We start from the raw sequence: 16,243 nt of genomic DNA on the forward strand, positions 1-16,243 counted from the left end.
ACGGATACTGGAAATGACGCCTCTCATTCTAGATAAAATCAAATGTTCCTTTCTTATTGCAAGAAGAAACACAACGGATTCTCTCTGAAATTTATAATCCATATCAGTGTTCTTTCCCTGTCGTCTTATTCCTCAAATAATTGTTATTGATCAAATTCGTTTCACGGCAATCGCATTTCTGAGGTTTTGTAGCGATGTCTTCATTCGTTCTTTCAGTTGTATACTCACATTTACATATAACGCATCAATAATACTTAGTTGTGCAAGTCGGGAAGCCAAGGCTTCAGATCTGAATTCAGTTTCCACAGAGATAGTAAGCAGGGATATATCAGCTTTCTCACTTAAAGGCGTTTTTCCGAATTGAGTAATCCCGATGGTAGTTACACCATTTAATTTCGCAATTTCCAGCGCATCTAAGACATCTCTACTTGTTCCCGAATGTGAAATACATACAACGACATCATTTTTGGTCAGTTGTGCAGCACTCATGGCCTGTAGATGACCATCCGTATAACAGTTAGTAAGCAATCCGCTTCTGAGAAATTTATGATGTGCATCCGTTGCGATAGCTCCTGATCCACCGTTCCCGTAAAATTCAATTTTTCTGGCCGCTACCAATGCTTTTACAGCTCGTTGAAGTTGCTGTTGATCAAGAACTTGGAGTGTATCTTCCAAAGTTCTAATATTTGATTTGAAAACTTTTTCGGCGATTGTTTTTTCATCATCTTCTTCATCAATTGTTTCATGTATATCTTTAAAGGTGGTAATGATTTCAGAGGCAAGGGCAATCCTCATTGATTGGTATCCTTTATAACCTAACCGCTTGGTAAAGCGGAAAACAGTTGCGTCTGCAACGCCTACTTCCTCCGCGACTTGATTAATGGTAGAGTGAATAATTTTTTCAGGATGATTTATAAAAAAGTCTGCTAAAGTCTTTTCCTTTTCACTGAGCTGTGTATAGATTGCACGGATTAGAGTGAAACAATGGGGTGTCTTCGAATTAATCATGATTTTTCCTCCCTGGCTGTAGATATCTTCAATAAATTAACTGTTAATCATACCGGAAATTTTAGTATGCAACCTATTTTTGTGATGCCACTCCTTGTCAATTTGAGACATGTCTCTCTATTTTACCTTCTAGACTCAGGATAGGAATAGATATTTCAATAAACATTTTAGAATTTTCCATATAGGGTGTAAATTGAGAAAAAATGTCTTGAATAAAAAAATATTCGGTATATACTGATTTTAGATGAAAAATTATTTCATTCAAAATTATGGAAGGGGTTACAAATGAATGAAACTAGCAATGATTGGTCTTGGAAAGATGGGATATAACTTAGCATTGAATTTAATTGACCATGGCCATAAGGTAATTGCTCATGATGTTAATTTGGAAGCAGTTGAAAAAATTACAGAAGAAGGCGCGATTAAAGCAACTAGCTTGGAAGATGTTGTTCAAAAGTTAGAATCCCCTCGAGTAATTTGGTTAATGATACCCTCCGGAGACGTGACCGAAAACGTTCTATCTACTCTAGAACCGTTATTGGAAAAAGGAGATATCATCATAGAAGGTGGAAATTCAAATTACAAAGATTCAATACGCAGGGGAAAAAAGCTATTAGAAAAAGGAATTCACTTCCTCGACTGTGGAACGAGTGGGGGGGTAGATGGTGCAAGAAGTGGAATTTGCACCATGATTGGCGGAGAAAAAGAAATCTTTGAGAAAATTGAACCGATTATTCGGGATACTGCAGTGAAAAATGGTTATCTCTATGCGGGAAAATTGGGAAGTGGTCACTTTTTAAAGACTATTCATAATGGAATTGAATATGGAATGATGCAATCAATCGCTGAAGGGTTTGATATTCTCAAGAAAAGTGATTTCGACTATGATTTTGAAGGTGTTGCGAAAGTTTGGAATCATGGTTCGGTTATTCGATCATGGTTAATGGAGTTAACTGAAAACGCCTTCTCTAAAGACCCGGAGTTAGAAGAGATTAGAGGAGTTATGAATTCATCAGGTTCAGGGAAATGGACGGTAGAGCATGCATTAGATTTGCAAGTGGCTGCACCTGTTATCACTATGTCATTGTTAATGAGATACCGTTCGGTGGAAGAGGATACGTTTACCGGAAAAGTAGTCGCCGCTTTACGTAATGAATTTGGTGGGCATGAGGTAGTTAAGAAATGATAAGTAACAAAAAACAAAAATAGGAGGAATACAAAATGAAAAAGTTTTTAACTGTTTTTCTATTGGCTGTTATGGTTTTAGCCCTTGCTGCTTGCGGAGATGATGAGGGGGATGCTGCTGTGAAAAGTGATGGAAGTAGTAAAGGTGAAGTAAAAACGATTCGAGCAGGACTAGGTTTAAATGATTTACATCCCCAATACAAAGGTCTAGTAAAATTCAAGGAAATTGTGGAAGAAAAAACAGACGGACAAATCATCGTTGAAACTTATCATAGTGGACAACTTGGTGATGACCGGACAATGACTGAAGCGCTGCAATTAGGTTCACAAGAAGTTACAATTCCGTCAACTGCACCACTAGCTAACTTTGTTCCTGAGTTTGGTATTTTTGACTTTCCATTTCTATTTCCAACTGTGGAAGTGGCTGACGAAGTATTAGATGGCGAAGTCGGTAAGAAGATATTGGATAAGTTAGAATCACAAAACTTAGTTGGCTTAGCTTATTGGGAAAATGGATTTCGTGATGTAACTAACAGTAAGCATGCAATCGCAACTGCAGCAGACTTTAAAGGATTGAAACTACGGACAATGGAGAATGAGCTTCATTTGGAAGCCTTCCGTGCATTAGGCGCAAATCCGACACCAATGGCCTTTACAGAACTATTTACAGCAATGCAACAAAAAACAGTGGATGGGCAAGAAAACCCGCTCGCAACTATTTATCTGCAAAAGTATTATGAAGTTCAATCACATGTTTCAAATACGAATCATGTTTACAGTCCATTTGTATTTTTAATGAGTAAATCATTCTACGACGATTTAACAGAGGAACAACAAAAAATTGTTAGAGAAGCCGCTATCGAAGCAGGCGAGTATGAACGTCAATTGAATCGTGACGCGAACGAGAAAAACCTAGCAGATCTTCAAACTGAAGGAATTACTTACACTGAAGTTACACCTGAAGCACGTGAAGAAATGAAACAACTTGTACAACCTACAATTGATAAGTTTACGGAGAAGATTGGTAAAGAAATTGTGAAAGAAGTATATGATGCAATTGGTGAAGCTTCAAAGTAATTAATTCTAAAGCATTTTATTTGATAGAAGTTGACTTTCTTAACAGCACAGATGCATGGAGAGTCAACATTTTCTTTCCAAATAACAAGTTACTGAAATTTCTTGCAAAGAGGAGATCAAAATGAATATAATTCGATGGTTTGATCGACATATTGAAGAGTTATTATTAACAATCTTATCCGCAGTCATGGTAGCAGTGATTTTTGTACAAGTGGTAATGAGGCAACTTAATAGTTCATTATCGTGGTCAGAAGAATTGGCACGTTTCTGTTTCATTTGGTTAATTTATATTGGTATCAGCTATGGCGTGAAAAAACAAAGACATATTAAAGTAGATGTTGTTTTGGCGTTTCTTAATCAAAAAGGCAAGGTGATTTTAAATATTATTTCTAGTATTTTATTTATGGTGTTCGCAATATTCGTAATAATATATGGCTTTGAAATTGCGAATAAACTATTAAGTTTTGGTCAAAAATCCCCTGCCTTGCAAATTCCAATGGGACTAGTCTATATGGCAGCTCCGATAGGAATGGGGTTAACTCTTATTAGATTAATTCAAAACCTTATTAAACTTATACGAGTTTTACAGGGAAAAGAAAAATTTGAAGAACCAACAATAGTATAAATGTTTCAGGACATAGTCACTGAAACATTTTGGAGGTTAAATGATGACAACTGCTATCCTGTTCGCTAGTTTTGCCGTGCTGTTATTTTTAAGTGTGCCTATTGGTATCTCAATCGGCCTGGCAACGCTAATAACAATATTTTTTACGGGGACTTTACCAGTTGAGTTCTTGGCGAAAGAATTAGTTACATCTGTCGATTCATTTCCATTAATGGCTGTACCTTTCTTCATTTTAGCGGGGGAAATCATGGGGAAAGGCGGAATATCTGAAAGATTGTTTAACGTCGCGAATGCGATAGTAGGAAATAAAACAGGTGGGTTTGCAATCGCGACAATTATTACATGTATGTTTTTTGCAGCTATTTCAGGTTCAGGTCCTGCTACAGTTGCAGCAATTGGAGGAATTATGATTCCGGCGATGGTTCGTAACGGGTATGACTTGAAGTTTGCAACGGCAATCGTTGCTTCAGCGGGATCAATTGGAGTCATCATTCCTCCAAGTATTCCAATGGTTATTTACGGAGTGGTCGGAAATGCTTCAATCGGAGATTTGTTCATTGCTGGTATCATTCCTGGAATATTGGTCGGAATTTCGATGATGGTTTGGGCGTACTACTACTCCAAGAAAAAAGGATACAGAGGTATGGACGAACCAACTTCAATAAAGAAAATAGGAGCGGCATTCTGGGATGCCAAATGGGCGTTATTGATACCGGTCATCATTTTAGGCGGAATTTACGGAGGTTTCTTCACACCAACTGAAGCAGCAGTTATAGCGGTTGTTTATGGTCTATTCGCTTCAATGGTATTATATCGCGAGCTTTCTATTAAGGATTTGCCGAAAGTGATGGTCGATTCGGCATTGACGACGGCGACAGTCCTAATCATTGTCGGAACGGCAACTGCATTCGGACGTTTCCTGACAATCGAACAAGTACCTACAAAAGTGGCGCAAGCACTTATGAAAATTTCGGATGAACCAATAATCATAATCATGCTCATCATGGCTCTATTGTTGGTTGTCGGCATGTTTATGGATACACTTGCAGCAATTATTATATTAACACCCATTTTATTGCCAATTGCGATTCAAATTGGTTATGACCCTATCCACTTCGGAATCTTGATGGTTGTCAACTTAGCGATTGGATTTATTACACCACCACTTGGTGTGAACTTGTTTGTGGCATCAGGAATATCCGGGTTATCACTTGAATCGTTATCACGTGCGGTTCTGCCATTCATTTTCGCTATGCTATTTACGCTAATGCTTATTACGTTCATTCCACAACTATCTATGTTCTTAGTAGGGCTATCGAAATAAGAAATACAACTAATAAAGGACGGATCGTATGAGTAAAATAGACGTCTTTACGTTGGGAGAAACAATGGTTCTATTCCAACCGGAGCAAATGTTGCCCCTGGAATATGTTCGCCAATTCCCTAAAAGTATCGGGGGGGCAGAATCGAATGTAGCAATCGGATTAACGAGGTTGGGCCATTCTGTGGGATGGTTCAGCAAACTAGGAGATGATCCATTTGGTCTGTACATATACAAGTTCATCCGTGGAGAAGGTGTCGATGTATCTTCCTGTGTTTTTACGGATAAGGCGCAAACTGGATTAATCTTTAAGGAACAGCTATCGGCAGAAGATTTAAATGTTTATTACTATCGTAAAAATTCCGCGGCAAGTTTAATGGAAGCAGCTGAATTGGATGAAAATTATATTGCGCAGGCAAAAGTACTCCACATTACAGGGATAACGCCGGCACTTAGTAAATCGTGTTATCAAACTGTGATGAAAGCCATTCAAATTGCAAAAAGAAACAAGATGACAATTGTTTTTGATCCGAATTTACGCCTGAAGCTGTGGACAGCAGAACAAGCAAAAAGTGTTTTTAATGAAATTGCTATTCATGCGGATGTCATTTTACCAGGACTTGATGAAGGTCAATTCATGACTGGAATGACAGAGGTGGAAGACATCGCCGACATATTAATGGGTGATGGTGATAAGACAATTATTATTAAACTTGGTCGTGATGGAGCATATTTACGTACTAAAGATGAAGGGTCTTATATTGAAGGATTTCCCGTTAAACATGTAGTTGATCCAGTAGGGGCAGGGGACGGTTTTGCCGCGGGTATTATTAGTGGAATTTTACGAAAAGAACCGCTCTCATTAGTCGTTAGGCGAGCAAATGCAATCGGTGCAATGGTTGTCAGTGTAAATGGTGATGTGGAAGGTCTGCCAACTTTGCAGACTATCGATCGATTTATGGAACCAATAGGTACTGCAAGAGATGTTAAAAGATAATAGTGACGGGAGATTTCAAGCATGAAAAAGTGGGAAAATCTAATACGACTTAAGGAATCGGGACTGATAGCTGTTATCCGTAGGCCAAAGCAATTGCAGATACATTCAATTGCTGAAGCGCTTGTAGATGGCGGTGTGGAAGCTCTGGAAATTACGATGGATACGCCGGGCGCGTTAGAAATGATAAAAAGTCTGAAAGAAAAGTTCAATGACAAAATCCTAGTTGGCGCGGGTACAGTGTTAGACGCTGAATCTGCTAAAGGAGCAATTGATGCAGGCTCGGATTTTATTTTCTCACCGACTTTTGATGTGAGAACGATTCAGCTTACGAACCGTTACGGAAAAATATCGATTCCGGGCGTGATGACACCAACCGAAATTCTTCAAGCATACTCGGCAGGAGCAGATTTGGTTAAAGTATTTCCGGGAGACTCGCTAGGTGTTAATTATCTTAAAAATTTGCAAGGACCGTTGGGACACATTCCAATGATGCCTACTGGCGGGATTACTTTGGATAATGTTGAGCAATTCATAAAAAATGGTGCAATTGCTGTAGGTGCAGGAGGATCTTTACTTGATGCGAAAGCGATTGAAGATAAACGTTATGACGTATTAACCCGAATTGCCAAAGAATTCATCTGTAAAATTCAGAATGCTAGAGTTTAATGGGTAACAAGAAAATTGGTAATGGGAGGCTTACAAGTGAGGATTACTAAAATAGAAACATTCATTGTTCCACCAAGATGGTTATTTCTGAAAATCGAAACAGATGAAGGAATTGTCGGATGGGGAGAGCCAATCGTAGAAGGTCGTGCAACTACGGTCCAAGCGGCCGTAGAAGAATTAAGTGAGTACATAATTGGGAAAGACCCCCTACGAATAGAGGATCATTGGCAAGTGATGTATAGGAGCGGTTTTTACCGCGGAGGTCCAATCTTAATGAGTGCAATTGCGGGAATTGACCAGGCCTTATGGGATATAAAAGGTAAATACCATAATGCACCGATTTCCGAATTAATGGGTGGTGCTTGTCGAGACTCTGTCAGAGTATATTCCTGGATTGGTGGAGACCGACCAAACGATGTAGGAAAAGCAGCTAAACAGGCAGTTGAAGCTGGATTTACTGCTGTGAAAATGAACGGGACTGAGGAGTTGCAATATATTGACTCCTATCAAAAAATCGATGAAGCTGTCGAAAGAATTGCGGCTGTTCGTGAGGCTGTTGGGGACTACATTGGTATTGGGATTGACTTTCATGGACGGGTTCATAAACCGATGGCAAAAGTACTCGTCAAGGAGCTAGAGCAGTTTAGACCAATGTTTATTGAGGAACCGGTACTGCCTGAGAATAATGAAGCCCTCCGTGAAATCGCACATGCAACGAATATTCCAATCGCGACCGGTGAACGTATGTTTTCTAAATGGGACTTTAAAAAATTGCTTGCGGATGGCTATGTGGATATTATTCAACCTGATTTATCGCATGCTGGCGGAATTACCGAATGTAAGAAGATTTTCGCGATGGCTGAAGCTTACGACGTTGCGGTTGCGCCCCATTGCCCACTCGGACCAATCGCGCTGGCATCATGTCTTCAAGTAGACGCCACCTCGCATAATGTATTTATACAAGAACAAAGTTTAGGTATTCATTATAACCAAGGTAGTGATTTGCTTGATTATTTAAATGACCCAAAGGTCTTTGACTATAAAGACGGCTATGTAGATATGTTGAAAGGACCTGGTCTTGGTATTTCGATAAACGAAGAGTTTGTTAGGGAACAAGCTAAGATTGGTCACAATTGGAGAAACCCAGTGTGGCGTCATAAAGATGGAACAATTGCCGAGTGGTAGTAATGGAATGGATGTATTTGTCTAAGTAATCATCTATTGGACTTAAACTTTTTACCCAAGTGCAAGGTTCGCTACAGTAATGAAAAGTTTTTTCAGCATTACAGTGCTGAAAATTCTATCGGGTGATGTAAAAAGGAGTGATTAAATTGAGCTGTTATAAAGTCATTGTTACCGATTATGAATACACAACATTTGCACCTGAGCAAGAAGTCCTGAGTAAGATTGGCATAGAGCTAACGTATAAACAATGTCGTACGGAAGAGGATGTAATTGCCGAATGTAAAGACGCGGATGCGCTTATTAGTCAGTACGCCCCAATTTCCCGTAAAGTAATTGAAAAATTAGAGAAGTGTAAAGTCATCGCCCGCTATGGTGTGGGATTTAATACGATTGATATTGATGCAGCGACTGAAATGGGGATTATGGTAGGAAATGTAACCGACTATTGCCTGGATGAAGTGTCGGATCACACAATCGCTTTGCTTCTTTCGAGCGCACGAAAAATAACGAAACTTAATAATGCTGTGAAGAGTGGAACTTGGAATTTCAATGTCGGCGTACCGATCTTTCGACTAAGAGGGCGCACCCTTGGTCTTGTTGGATTTGGGAATATCCCGCAAACTGTTGCAAAAAAGGCACAAGCATTTGGTTTAACTGTAATTGCTTATGATCCATTTGTGTCTGAAGCAGTAGCACATGAAATGAATGTAAAACTTGTTACTTTAGACGACCTATGCAAACTCTCGGACTATGTTTCTATTCATGTTCCGTTGAATAAACATACTGAAGGCATGATTAGTAATGAGCAATTCAGCAAAATGAAAAGAGAAGCATTTATTATTAATACCTCCCGTGGTCGAATTATTGATGAAAAGGCACTTATTAATGCATTAGAAGAAGGCAAAATAGCAGGGGCTGGACTAGATGTACTAGAGATAGAACCTATTGATCAAAATAACCCTTTATTAAAAATGGATAATGTCATTTTAACACCACACGCAGCGTTCAATTCTGTCGAGGCAGAAGTTGAATTAAAACGAAAAACTGCACAAAATGTTGCAGATGTCTTATCTGGTTATTATCCAAGATACTTGGTTAACAAAGAAGTGAAAAAGACAGTGAAGTTAGAGGACAGAGTATGAGGAAAGTAATTCGAGTCGAATTGAAATAGTTGGGAGTCTCTAGTAAGGGGGATAAATGAATGGAAAGAAGTGTTAGTAAAACAATTGTTGTTAATATTTCAGAGAATGTAACGATTGTTGAAGTTAGTAAAGCTACACAGAAGTTTCAATCAGAAATCTATCTTAAAAAGAATGTAGATGGATCAATTCATGAAATAAACTTAAAAAGCTTTCTTGGCTTAATAACATTACAGCTTAGGAATGGGGACAATTTAGTAGTTAGTGCTGTTGGGAAAGATTGTGAAAAGGCTTTGAAAGAGGTAGTGGATTACCTTTGTGAGACGGATTAATAGAAGAAAAGGGATAAAAGAAAAAATGAGCTACTCTACTAATAAAAGTAATACCAAGGAAAATACTGTGCAATATTTTTCAGAAGTTATGGTCAGTGTCTATCATTTAATCGGAGACGGAATAGGCGATGTCATAACTTTAAATAATAAAAAATAAAGGGGCTAATAATTATGCTAGTACTATCAAAAGAAAAAGTATTTAAAAATCTAATCAACAACGAATGGGTGGTTTCCTCTTCTCAGGGGACGATTAAAAGTATCAGTCCGTTAAATAAAGAAAATGTAGTAGGCTACGTTCAAAACTCAAACAAAGAAGACCTAGAGAAAACAGTCAATGCAGCACATCAAGCTAAAAAATCATGGAGAAAAATTGGTCAAGCCGCAAGAGGGCAATTTTTGTTTAAAGTTGCAAACATTCTAGAAGAAAATTTAGAAGATATCGCTGAAACAATGACGAAAGAAATGGGTAAAACACTTCCGGAAGCAAAAGGGGAAACTGCGCGTGGTGTCGCAATTCTTCGTTACTATGCCGGCGAAGGGATGAGAAAGGACGGGGATGTAATTCCATCTTCGGATAAAGACGCGCTTATGTTTACAAAACGTACACCACTTGGAGTTGTCGGTATCATTACTCCCTGGAACTTCCCTGTAGCTATTCCAATTTGGAAAATTGCACCTGCACTTGTTTACGGCAATACCGTCGTGTTTAAACCGGCAACCGAAGCTGCCGTTACAGCTGCTAAAGTAGTGGAGTGTTTTGTTAAAGCAGGACTGCCGGCTGGAGTACTGAACTTCATCACAGGTTCAGGATCCGTGATTGGCCAGGATTTGATTGATCATCCTCTTTTAGATGCAATTACATTTACTGGTTCTGAAAGTGTAGGAGAAGGTGTTGCCAAGTCGGCGGCAGCCCGTGGGATTAAGTTCCAATTAGAAATGGGTGGAAAAAACCCGGTGATCGTTACGAAAGATGCTGATATCGATGCGGCAGTTGAAGCTGTAATTAGCGGGGCTTTCCGGTCATCCGGTCAGAAATGTACAGCTTCAAGTCGGGTCATTGTAGAAGAGCAAGTATATGATAGTTTCGTAAATAAATTGGTTGCAGAAACTGGAAAAATCACTGTAGGCGATGCCCTTAAAGAAGGAATCTGGATGGGACCATCGGCTAGTGAAAGTCAGTTTAATACTGTGAAACAATATATTGAAATCGGGAAAGAAGAGGGAGCTACCCTTTTAGTAGGTGGAGAGGTATTGACCGGCGAAGAGTTTGACAAAGGTTTTTACATTACGCCAGCGATTTTCGGAGATGTGCAATCTAATATGAGAATTGCTCAAGAAGAAATATTCGGCCCAGTTATTGCATTGCTTCGCGCAACAGACTTGGAAAAAGCAATTGAAATCGCAAATGCTACAAAATATGGATTGAGTGCATCAATCTTCACAACTAACATCGGTTCCATCCTTGAATTCATTGACGAAATTGAAGTAGGTCTAGTCCGGATTAATGCGGAAAGTGCAGGAGTGGAACTTCAAGCCCCATTCGGAGGGATGAAAGCTTCGAGTACTGGTTCACGTGAACAAGGAGAAGCGGCAAAAGAATTTTATACAGCTATCAAAACTGTTTTTATTAAAGGTTGATTAGTAACAAATAGGAAAGCTGGTTTAGAAGTTTTATAAATTTTTATAACAGATTATTCCCACAAAAAAAGGAGTTTTATACTATGTCAGTTCAATTTCCGAAAATCACAAACTCTATCAATCCATATAGAGATAATGTTCAGGGGAAAGCTAATGAACCAATTACAGTCGCGGGAATACTTGATAGGGCAAAGCTGATTTTAGGTGCGGAGTATATAGGGGGAACGCCAGACTGGTCGTTGGAAGAAATCTATAATCGTTTAGAAGAAAATGCACCGCGAATCGCAATAATTGGCGGATCGGCTGATCATCCTGCTCATATTATGGATTATAAAACTTCTTCACATGCTGCTATACGGATTTGGCAAAATGGTGGAGTACCCTTTTATTTTTCCACACCTGTAATGTGTGACGGAACTGCACAAAGTAACCAAGGGATGAGTTATTCCTTGCAAAGCCGAAACGCAGTGGCTCAAATGGTAGTGAATCAATTGGAGGCCCATAGTTATCACGGCGCATTTGTTTTGCAAGGATGTGATAAGCAACCTTTAGGTGTTGTAAGTGCGTTGGCGCATTTGGACCGTCTTCGACAATATCGAGGTGAAGCTCCTTTCTTCGCGACTTTTGCACCTGCTCATGTGTTGCAAGGAGGAACTATACCAGAAGATTTAATGATTGAGTTTAATCAATTGGCTGAAAAAGCAATAGAATCAGGTGCTACTGATATTGCGGATGATTTAAGAGATGCAATGGATTATATTTTACAATGCTCATCAAATACAGCATTTCAAGGAGTGCTACAACGTGCTGTTGAAAGAGGAATTGTGTCTAAAGAGGCTCACAAAGACTATGAAAAACGCTTGGCTATAGCAACTTGCGATGGTAGTGGTGGTGTATGTGCATTTAACGGAACTGGAAATAGTTCCCGTCATTTAGTTGCAGGTATGGGGCTCGTACATCCAACACTTGAATTATTAACGAGCGCACCTAACCAAGCCCAAGTAAATGAGGGTGTAGACAGTTTGGCAAAAATGATCAATGATCCAGTATTCGGTGTTGCAAATATTATGGCTACAAATATACGGAATGCAATCCGTATACACAGCTCTTCGGGCGGTTCTACCAATTTAATAATGCATATCGTTGCAGGAATGCTCTATGGCGGTTATAAATTTAGGCTGCAAGATTTGAATGAAATTCATCATTCCCACCCAGTCCCGGACTTATTTAATTATAGCTTAACAGAAGGTCGTGATATCTTCTCACTTGCAATGCAATGTTGTGATGGTGATAGCAAAGGAATGGAATCATTGTTCTACGAACTATTGGAGAACGGTGTACCTATGGATGTCGATGCCCCAACGGTAACGGGTCAAACATGGAAAGAGCGACTACAGGACCGGAAGGGGTTATCAGCTGACAATGTAACCGAGAACCCAGTTATTCTATCTTCACCTCGTAGATCGTTTAGCGGAGTAGATGTTCTCACAGGTAATTTTTTTGAAAGTGCGGTAGTGAAAATTAGCGGAATGCCAACTCAACAATTAAATCAATTTGATAAGAAAGTTGCATTTGTTTTATATTTTACAAATGAAGATGATGCAAATAATGGTCTATTGGATTTTGAATTACTATCACAGTTGAAAACAAAGAAGAGTTTCAGTCATGAAAATTTATTGTTAATGTTGAGTGCGAATGCGCCAGACCAGTATGAGGATAATAAAGACCTTGAGTACGAAGATTTATTCGATGCAATGGTTGATAACTATATTATGAAAATCGCAATTACGATTGCAGGACAAGGGCCAATAGCATTTGGAATGCCTGAAATCTTTACACCGATGCAACATATAAACGCCAATCGTAAACTTAAACGACTAGCAGTACTCATTAGTGATGGCCGTTACTCGGGTGTTACATATGGTGCGGCGATTGGTCATATGACCCCAGAAGCAATTGAAGACGGCGGGATTCTGTATTTGCAAACTGGAGACTTATTGTATTTGGACTTAATAGGAAACCAAGTTAACTTTATTGATGCTGATCATTTCAATAATGGAGCATCATCGTTTTCATTTGATACTATCCGGGATAGCAGAAATCATCTAGCCCAGGAACGACTTAAAACAATGGCTAAGCGTCAACGATCTGTGGCGGCTAGCAACCGGATTGTTGGACATACCGATGCGGCGAATGGGGTAGTCCCCAATATTGTGGCTAAAGAGGCCCAATTAGATTACCGAAAAGATGTGTTATTCCAAAAGGAAAATAAACAGATACTTACCTCTCAATAGATAAATGATAAAGAAGTAAGAGTATTGATTTGGATAGAAACATCTCTTTGATACAGCCGGGAAAATTACTATTTTGAAATAGGAGGAATTATTGATGAGAATTATTCGCTATATAAATAATCAAAAACAAAAACAATTGGCAGCAGTAGGCAATGGAAATAAGGTGTATGATTTACCATTTGAAGATTTTATGTCGTTGGTTCAACAAGCTAATGAGCAAGGGCAAACAGCACTTCAAGTGGTTTCAGATATTGTAGTTAAGTCCAAGGATGTATTGGAGTTGGAACAAGTGACACTAACAACACCAATCGATGCACCCGAGGTATGGGCAGCGGGCGTTACTTATGAGAAAAGTAAGGATGCTCGTAACTACGAGGCAACGCAAGGAAAGTTGGATAGCCAAACATTTTACGATAAAGTGTACGATGCTGAACGTCCGGAAATATTCTTTAAATCTACAGCAGCTAGAACGGTTGGTCCAGACGACCCGGTGTACCTACGATCTGATTCGAACTGGCAAATTCCAGAACCAGAACTTGGACTAGTTCTCGATTCAGACGGAACTATACTAGGTTATATTGCAGGGAATGATATGAGCTGCCGTGATATAGAAGGAGAAAATCCCCTTTACCTACCACAAGCTAAAATGTGGAAGAACTCATGTGCTATAGGACCAGCCATCTTGTTGAAAGATGCGGTTGAAAACCCGTATGATTTAACAATAATTTGCCGTATTTTTAGAAATGATGAAAAAGTATTTGAGGGTGAAGCGAAAGTCAATCAATTAAAACGGAAATTGGATGAACTAGTATCATACTTGGTCCTCGACAATGAAGTTTTTGCTGGTACTGTCTTACTGACGGGAACGTGTATCGTCCCTCCTAATGACTTTACCCTTACTGATAATGACCGGATTGAAATTGAAATTCCTGGAATTGGCGTCTTGAATAACCCAGTAAAAGTACAAGAAAAGATAGAGGTAGAGGTACATTAAGTGACCAGATCGTTGAATTGATAAAAAGCTGATAGGCAATGATAAATAAATGAAGATAGTTAATAAAAACATAAACTTCTTTACTTCTCGTATCGATATCTGGAAATATGCGGTTGCTTACGGTACCTTTTCCGTAAGCCAGCCGTTTTTTTATTAATAGTATTGGTCATTAGTGATTTTATAAAGAGAACAGTTAACGGAAAAAAGGGGTGAATCAGATGGGTGAACGAATAATGGAATTACAAAAAAAAATTGCCGGAGAAAAAGCCGCAGAATTTATCAAAGACGGCATGATAATTGGGCTTGGTTCCGGCTCCACAGTGTATTGGATGTTAAAAAAACTTGGAGAAATGATTGAGCAAGGAATGAATGTTAAGGGAATCCCTTCTTCCATCCGCACTGAAGGATGGGCCCGAGAATTCGGAATTCCCCTAACTGATTTTTCAGAAGTTCAACTACTCGATTTGGCGATAGATGGTGCTAATGAAATTGATTCGAGGTTCAACCTTTCAAAAGGCGGCGGTGGATCATTGGTTCGGGAAAAAATCGTCAATACCCATTCAGCAAAATTGATTATTATTGCAGATGACACTAAATTAGTTTCACAATTGGGTAAGGCTCCCTTGCCAGTAGAAATCCTTCAATTTGGCTGGGAAGTAACTGCAATGAAAATTGCACAACTCGGATGTAAACCTGTTTTAAGGAGTCGGGAAGGCGTTAGTTTCGTTTCCGATAACGGAAATTATATCGTTGATTGTGAATTCGGATCAATTCCGAATCCTGAAAAACTTCATTACGAATTAAAGCAAATGGTAGGAGTTGTTGAGACTGGTTTATTCATTGGAATGACAGATATAGTTATTCTCGCAGGTAAAACAGGAGTAAAAGTGATTGAAGCGAAATAAAGCAGGGGGATGTGCAATGAAGAATCTCTTCGATGTAAAAGATAAGATTATTTTAATTACTGGTTCGACTAAAGGAATAGGCTACGCTCTAGCAAAAGGATTCTTGGATGTCGGAGCAAAAGTGATTATCAATGGGAGAGACCCTGAAAAAACAAATTGGATAGCTGCCCAATTAGGTGAAAATGCGTTTAGCTATGCTTTTGATGTTAGCGACCAAGATTCTGTGAATAAAGAGATTCAACACATTGAGGAGACAGTCGGGCCTATTGATGTACTCATAAATAACGCAGGAATACAGCGTCGAGCACTTCTTGAAGAGCTAACGGAGGAAGATTGGGAAACAGTCATCAATGTTAATTTAAGTTCTTCTTTTTATGTTTCACAATGTGTGTTCAAGTATATGAAACCTAGATTAAAAGGAAAGTTAATTCACATAACATCATTGAATGCGGAGGCTGCAAGACCAGGTATTGCGAATTATTGTGCCGCTAAAGGCGGATTGAAAATGCTGATGAAAGCAATGGCAACTGAATGGGGGAAATATAATATTCAAACGAACGCTATTGGACCAGGCTACTTTCTAACAGATTTGACGAAACCGCTTGCAAATGATTCTACTTTTGATGAGTGGGTAAAGGCTGAAGTTCCATTACAGAGATGGGGGAACCCGGAAGAATTAATAGGAACAGCAATATATTTAGCCTCTAGTGCTTCTAATTATGTTAATGGTCATACTGTATATGTAGATGGAGGTTGGCAAGCTTCCTTATAAGGTGTTAAATACCTAATCTATTCCTAATTGAATCATTCGATTGGGAGATTTCCTGTTTGAATAGTGTTCAAATTGTATTGGTGACTGTCACCTATATTCCAGTAG

15 protein-coding genes are annotated in these 16,243 nt (G+C 39.0%); 14 read left to right on the plus strand and 1 reads right to left on the minus strand.

All coding sequences use genetic code 11. The features are described from left to right. Positions 1 to 150: 150 nt before the first annotated feature. Positions 151 to 1,008, minus strand: a complete 858-nt coding sequence (locus tag HDC33_RS02810) for a MurR/RpiR family transcriptional regulator (RefSeq protein WP_179391005.1) — start codon at positions 1,006 to 1,008, stop codon at positions 151 to 153. A gap of 289 nt (positions 1,009 to 1,297) precedes the next feature. Between HDC33_RS02810 and gnd the strand changes: the two genes are divergently transcribed. The 14 genes from gnd to HDC33_RS02880 all read left to right on the plus strand — a co-directional run bounded on the left by gnd (position 1,298) and on the right by HDC33_RS02880 (position 16,138). After that, positions 1,298 to 2,194 (plus strand): phosphogluconate dehydrogenase (NAD(+)-dependent, decarboxylating), encoded by an 897-nt coding sequence (gene gnd / locus HDC33_RS02815; protein ID WP_179391006.1) that lies wholly within the window; start codon positions 1,298 to 1,300, stop codon positions 2,192 to 2,194. 35 nt (positions 2,195 to 2,229) lie between these two features. Beyond that, on the plus strand, positions 2,230 to 3,270 hold the full coding sequence (locus tag HDC33_RS02820) for a TRAP transporter substrate-binding protein (RefSeq protein WP_179391007.1): 1,041 nt from the start codon (positions 2,230 to 2,232) through the stop codon (positions 3,268 to 3,270). Between the two features lie 121 nt (positions 3,271 to 3,391). After that, positions 3,392 to 3,895, plus strand: a complete 504-nt coding sequence (locus tag HDC33_RS02825) for a TRAP transporter small permease (RefSeq protein WP_179391008.1) — start codon at positions 3,392 to 3,394, stop codon at positions 3,893 to 3,895. 43 nt (positions 3,896 to 3,938) lie between these two features. Then, entirely contained in the window at positions 3,939 to 5,219 is a 1,281-nt protein-coding gene (locus HDC33_RS02830) for a TRAP transporter large permease (protein ID WP_179391009.1), read from the plus strand. A gap of 28 nt (positions 5,220 to 5,247) precedes the next feature. Beyond that, positions 5,248 to 6,213, plus strand: a complete 966-nt coding sequence (locus HDC33_RS02835) for a sugar kinase (RefSeq protein ID WP_179391010.1) — start codon at positions 5,248 to 5,250, stop codon at positions 6,211 to 6,213. Positions 6,214 to 6,234: 21 nt separating this feature from the next. Continuing rightward, positions 6,235 to 6,879, plus strand: a complete 645-nt coding sequence (locus HDC33_RS02840; protein WP_179391011.1) for a bifunctional 4-hydroxy-2-oxoglutarate aldolase/2-dehydro-3-deoxy-phosphogluconate aldolase — start codon at positions 6,235 to 6,237, stop codon at positions 6,877 to 6,879. A gap of 36 nt (positions 6,880 to 6,915) precedes the next feature. Next, on the plus strand, positions 6,916 to 8,064 hold the full coding sequence (dgoD, locus tag HDC33_RS02845) for a galactonate dehydratase (protein WP_179391012.1): 1,149 nt from the start codon (positions 6,916 to 6,918) through the stop codon (positions 8,062 to 8,064). 146 nt (positions 8,065 to 8,210) lie between these two features. Beyond that, positions 8,211 to 9,206, plus strand: a complete 996-nt coding sequence (locus HDC33_RS02850) for a C-terminal binding protein (protein WP_179391013.1) — start codon at positions 8,211 to 8,213, stop codon at positions 9,204 to 9,206. A 59-nt stretch (positions 9,207 to 9,265) separates the two neighbouring features. Further along, entirely contained in the window at positions 9,266 to 9,535 is a 270-nt protein-coding gene (locus tag HDC33_RS02855; protein ID WP_179391014.1) for an HPr family phosphocarrier protein, read from the plus strand. 171 nt (positions 9,536 to 9,706) lie between these two features. After that, on the plus strand, positions 9,707 to 11,173 hold the full coding sequence (gene gucD / locus HDC33_RS02860) for an alpha-ketoglutaric semialdehyde dehydrogenase GucD (RefSeq protein WP_179391015.1): 1,467 nt from the start codon (positions 9,707 to 9,709) through the stop codon (positions 11,171 to 11,173). Between the two features lie 83 nt (positions 11,174 to 11,256). Next, a complete protein-coding gene (locus HDC33_RS02865; protein WP_179391016.1) occupies positions 11,257 to 13,467 on the plus strand; it encodes a dihydroxy-acid dehydratase domain-containing protein in 2,211 nt (736 codons plus the stop codon). Between the two features lie 94 nt (positions 13,468 to 13,561). After that, a complete protein-coding gene (locus HDC33_RS02870) occupies positions 13,562 to 14,461 on the plus strand; it encodes a fumarylacetoacetate hydrolase family protein (RefSeq protein ID WP_179391017.1) in 900 nt (299 codons plus the stop codon). A gap of 218 nt (positions 14,462 to 14,679) precedes the next feature. Continuing rightward, on the plus strand, positions 14,680 to 15,366 hold the full coding sequence (gene rpiA, locus HDC33_RS02875; protein WP_304625679.1) for a ribose-5-phosphate isomerase RpiA: 687 nt from the start codon (positions 14,680 to 14,682) through the stop codon (positions 15,364 to 15,366). 16 nt (positions 15,367 to 15,382) lie between these two features. Then, on the plus strand, positions 15,383 to 16,138 hold the full coding sequence (locus tag HDC33_RS02880; protein WP_179391018.1) for an SDR family oxidoreductase: 756 nt from the start codon (positions 15,383 to 15,385) through the stop codon (positions 16,136 to 16,138). Positions 16,139 to 16,243: the final 105 nt, after the last annotated feature.

This window comes from Sporosarcina sp. JAI121 (assembly GCF_013408665.1).
Taxonomy (GTDB): domain Bacteria; phylum Bacillota; class Bacilli; order Bacillales_A; family Planococcaceae; genus Sporosarcina.

Coding starts and splice junctions, on each gene's coding strand:
- gucD (WP_179391015.1), top strand. CDS start 9,707: ATGCTAGTACTATCAAAAGAAAAAGTATTTAAAAATCTAATCAACAAC.
- gnd (WP_179391006.1), top strand. CDS start 1,298: ATGAAACTAGCAATGATTGGTCTTGGAAAGATGGGATATAACTTAGCA.
- HDC33_RS02825 (WP_179391008.1), top strand. CDS start 3,392: ATGAATATAATTCGATGGTTTGATCGACATATTGAAGAGTTATTATTA.
- HDC33_RS02880 (WP_179391018.1), top strand. CDS start 15,383: ATGAAGAATCTCTTCGATGTAAAAGATAAGATTATTTTAATTACTGGT.
- HDC33_RS02855 (WP_179391014.1), top strand. CDS start 9,266: ATGGAAAGAAGTGTTAGTAAAACAATTGTTGTTAATATTTCAGAGAAT.
- HDC33_RS02820 (WP_179391007.1), top strand. CDS start 2,230: ATGAAAAAGTTTTTAACTGTTTTTCTATTGGCTGTTATGGTTTTAGCC.
- HDC33_RS02835 (WP_179391010.1), top strand. CDS start 5,248: ATGAGTAAAATAGACGTCTTTACGTTGGGAGAAACAATGGTTCTATTC.
- HDC33_RS02865 (WP_179391016.1), top strand. CDS start 11,257: ATGTCAGTTCAATTTCCGAAAATCACAAACTCTATCAATCCATATAGA.
- HDC33_RS02810 (WP_179391005.1), bottom strand. CDS start 1,008: ATGATTAATTCGAAGACACCCCATTGTTTCACTCTAATCCGTGCAATC.
- HDC33_RS02840 (WP_179391011.1), top strand. CDS start 6,235: ATGAAAAAGTGGGAAAATCTAATACGACTTAAGGAATCGGGACTGATA.
- HDC33_RS02830 (WP_179391009.1), top strand. CDS start 3,939: ATGACAACTGCTATCCTGTTCGCTAGTTTTGCCGTGCTGTTATTTTTA.
- rpiA (WP_304625679.1), top strand. CDS start 14,680: ATGGGTGAACGAATAATGGAATTACAAAAAAAAATTGCCGGAGAAAAA.
- HDC33_RS02870 (WP_179391017.1), top strand. CDS start 13,562: ATGAGAATTATTCGCTATATAAATAATCAAAAACAAAAACAATTGGCA.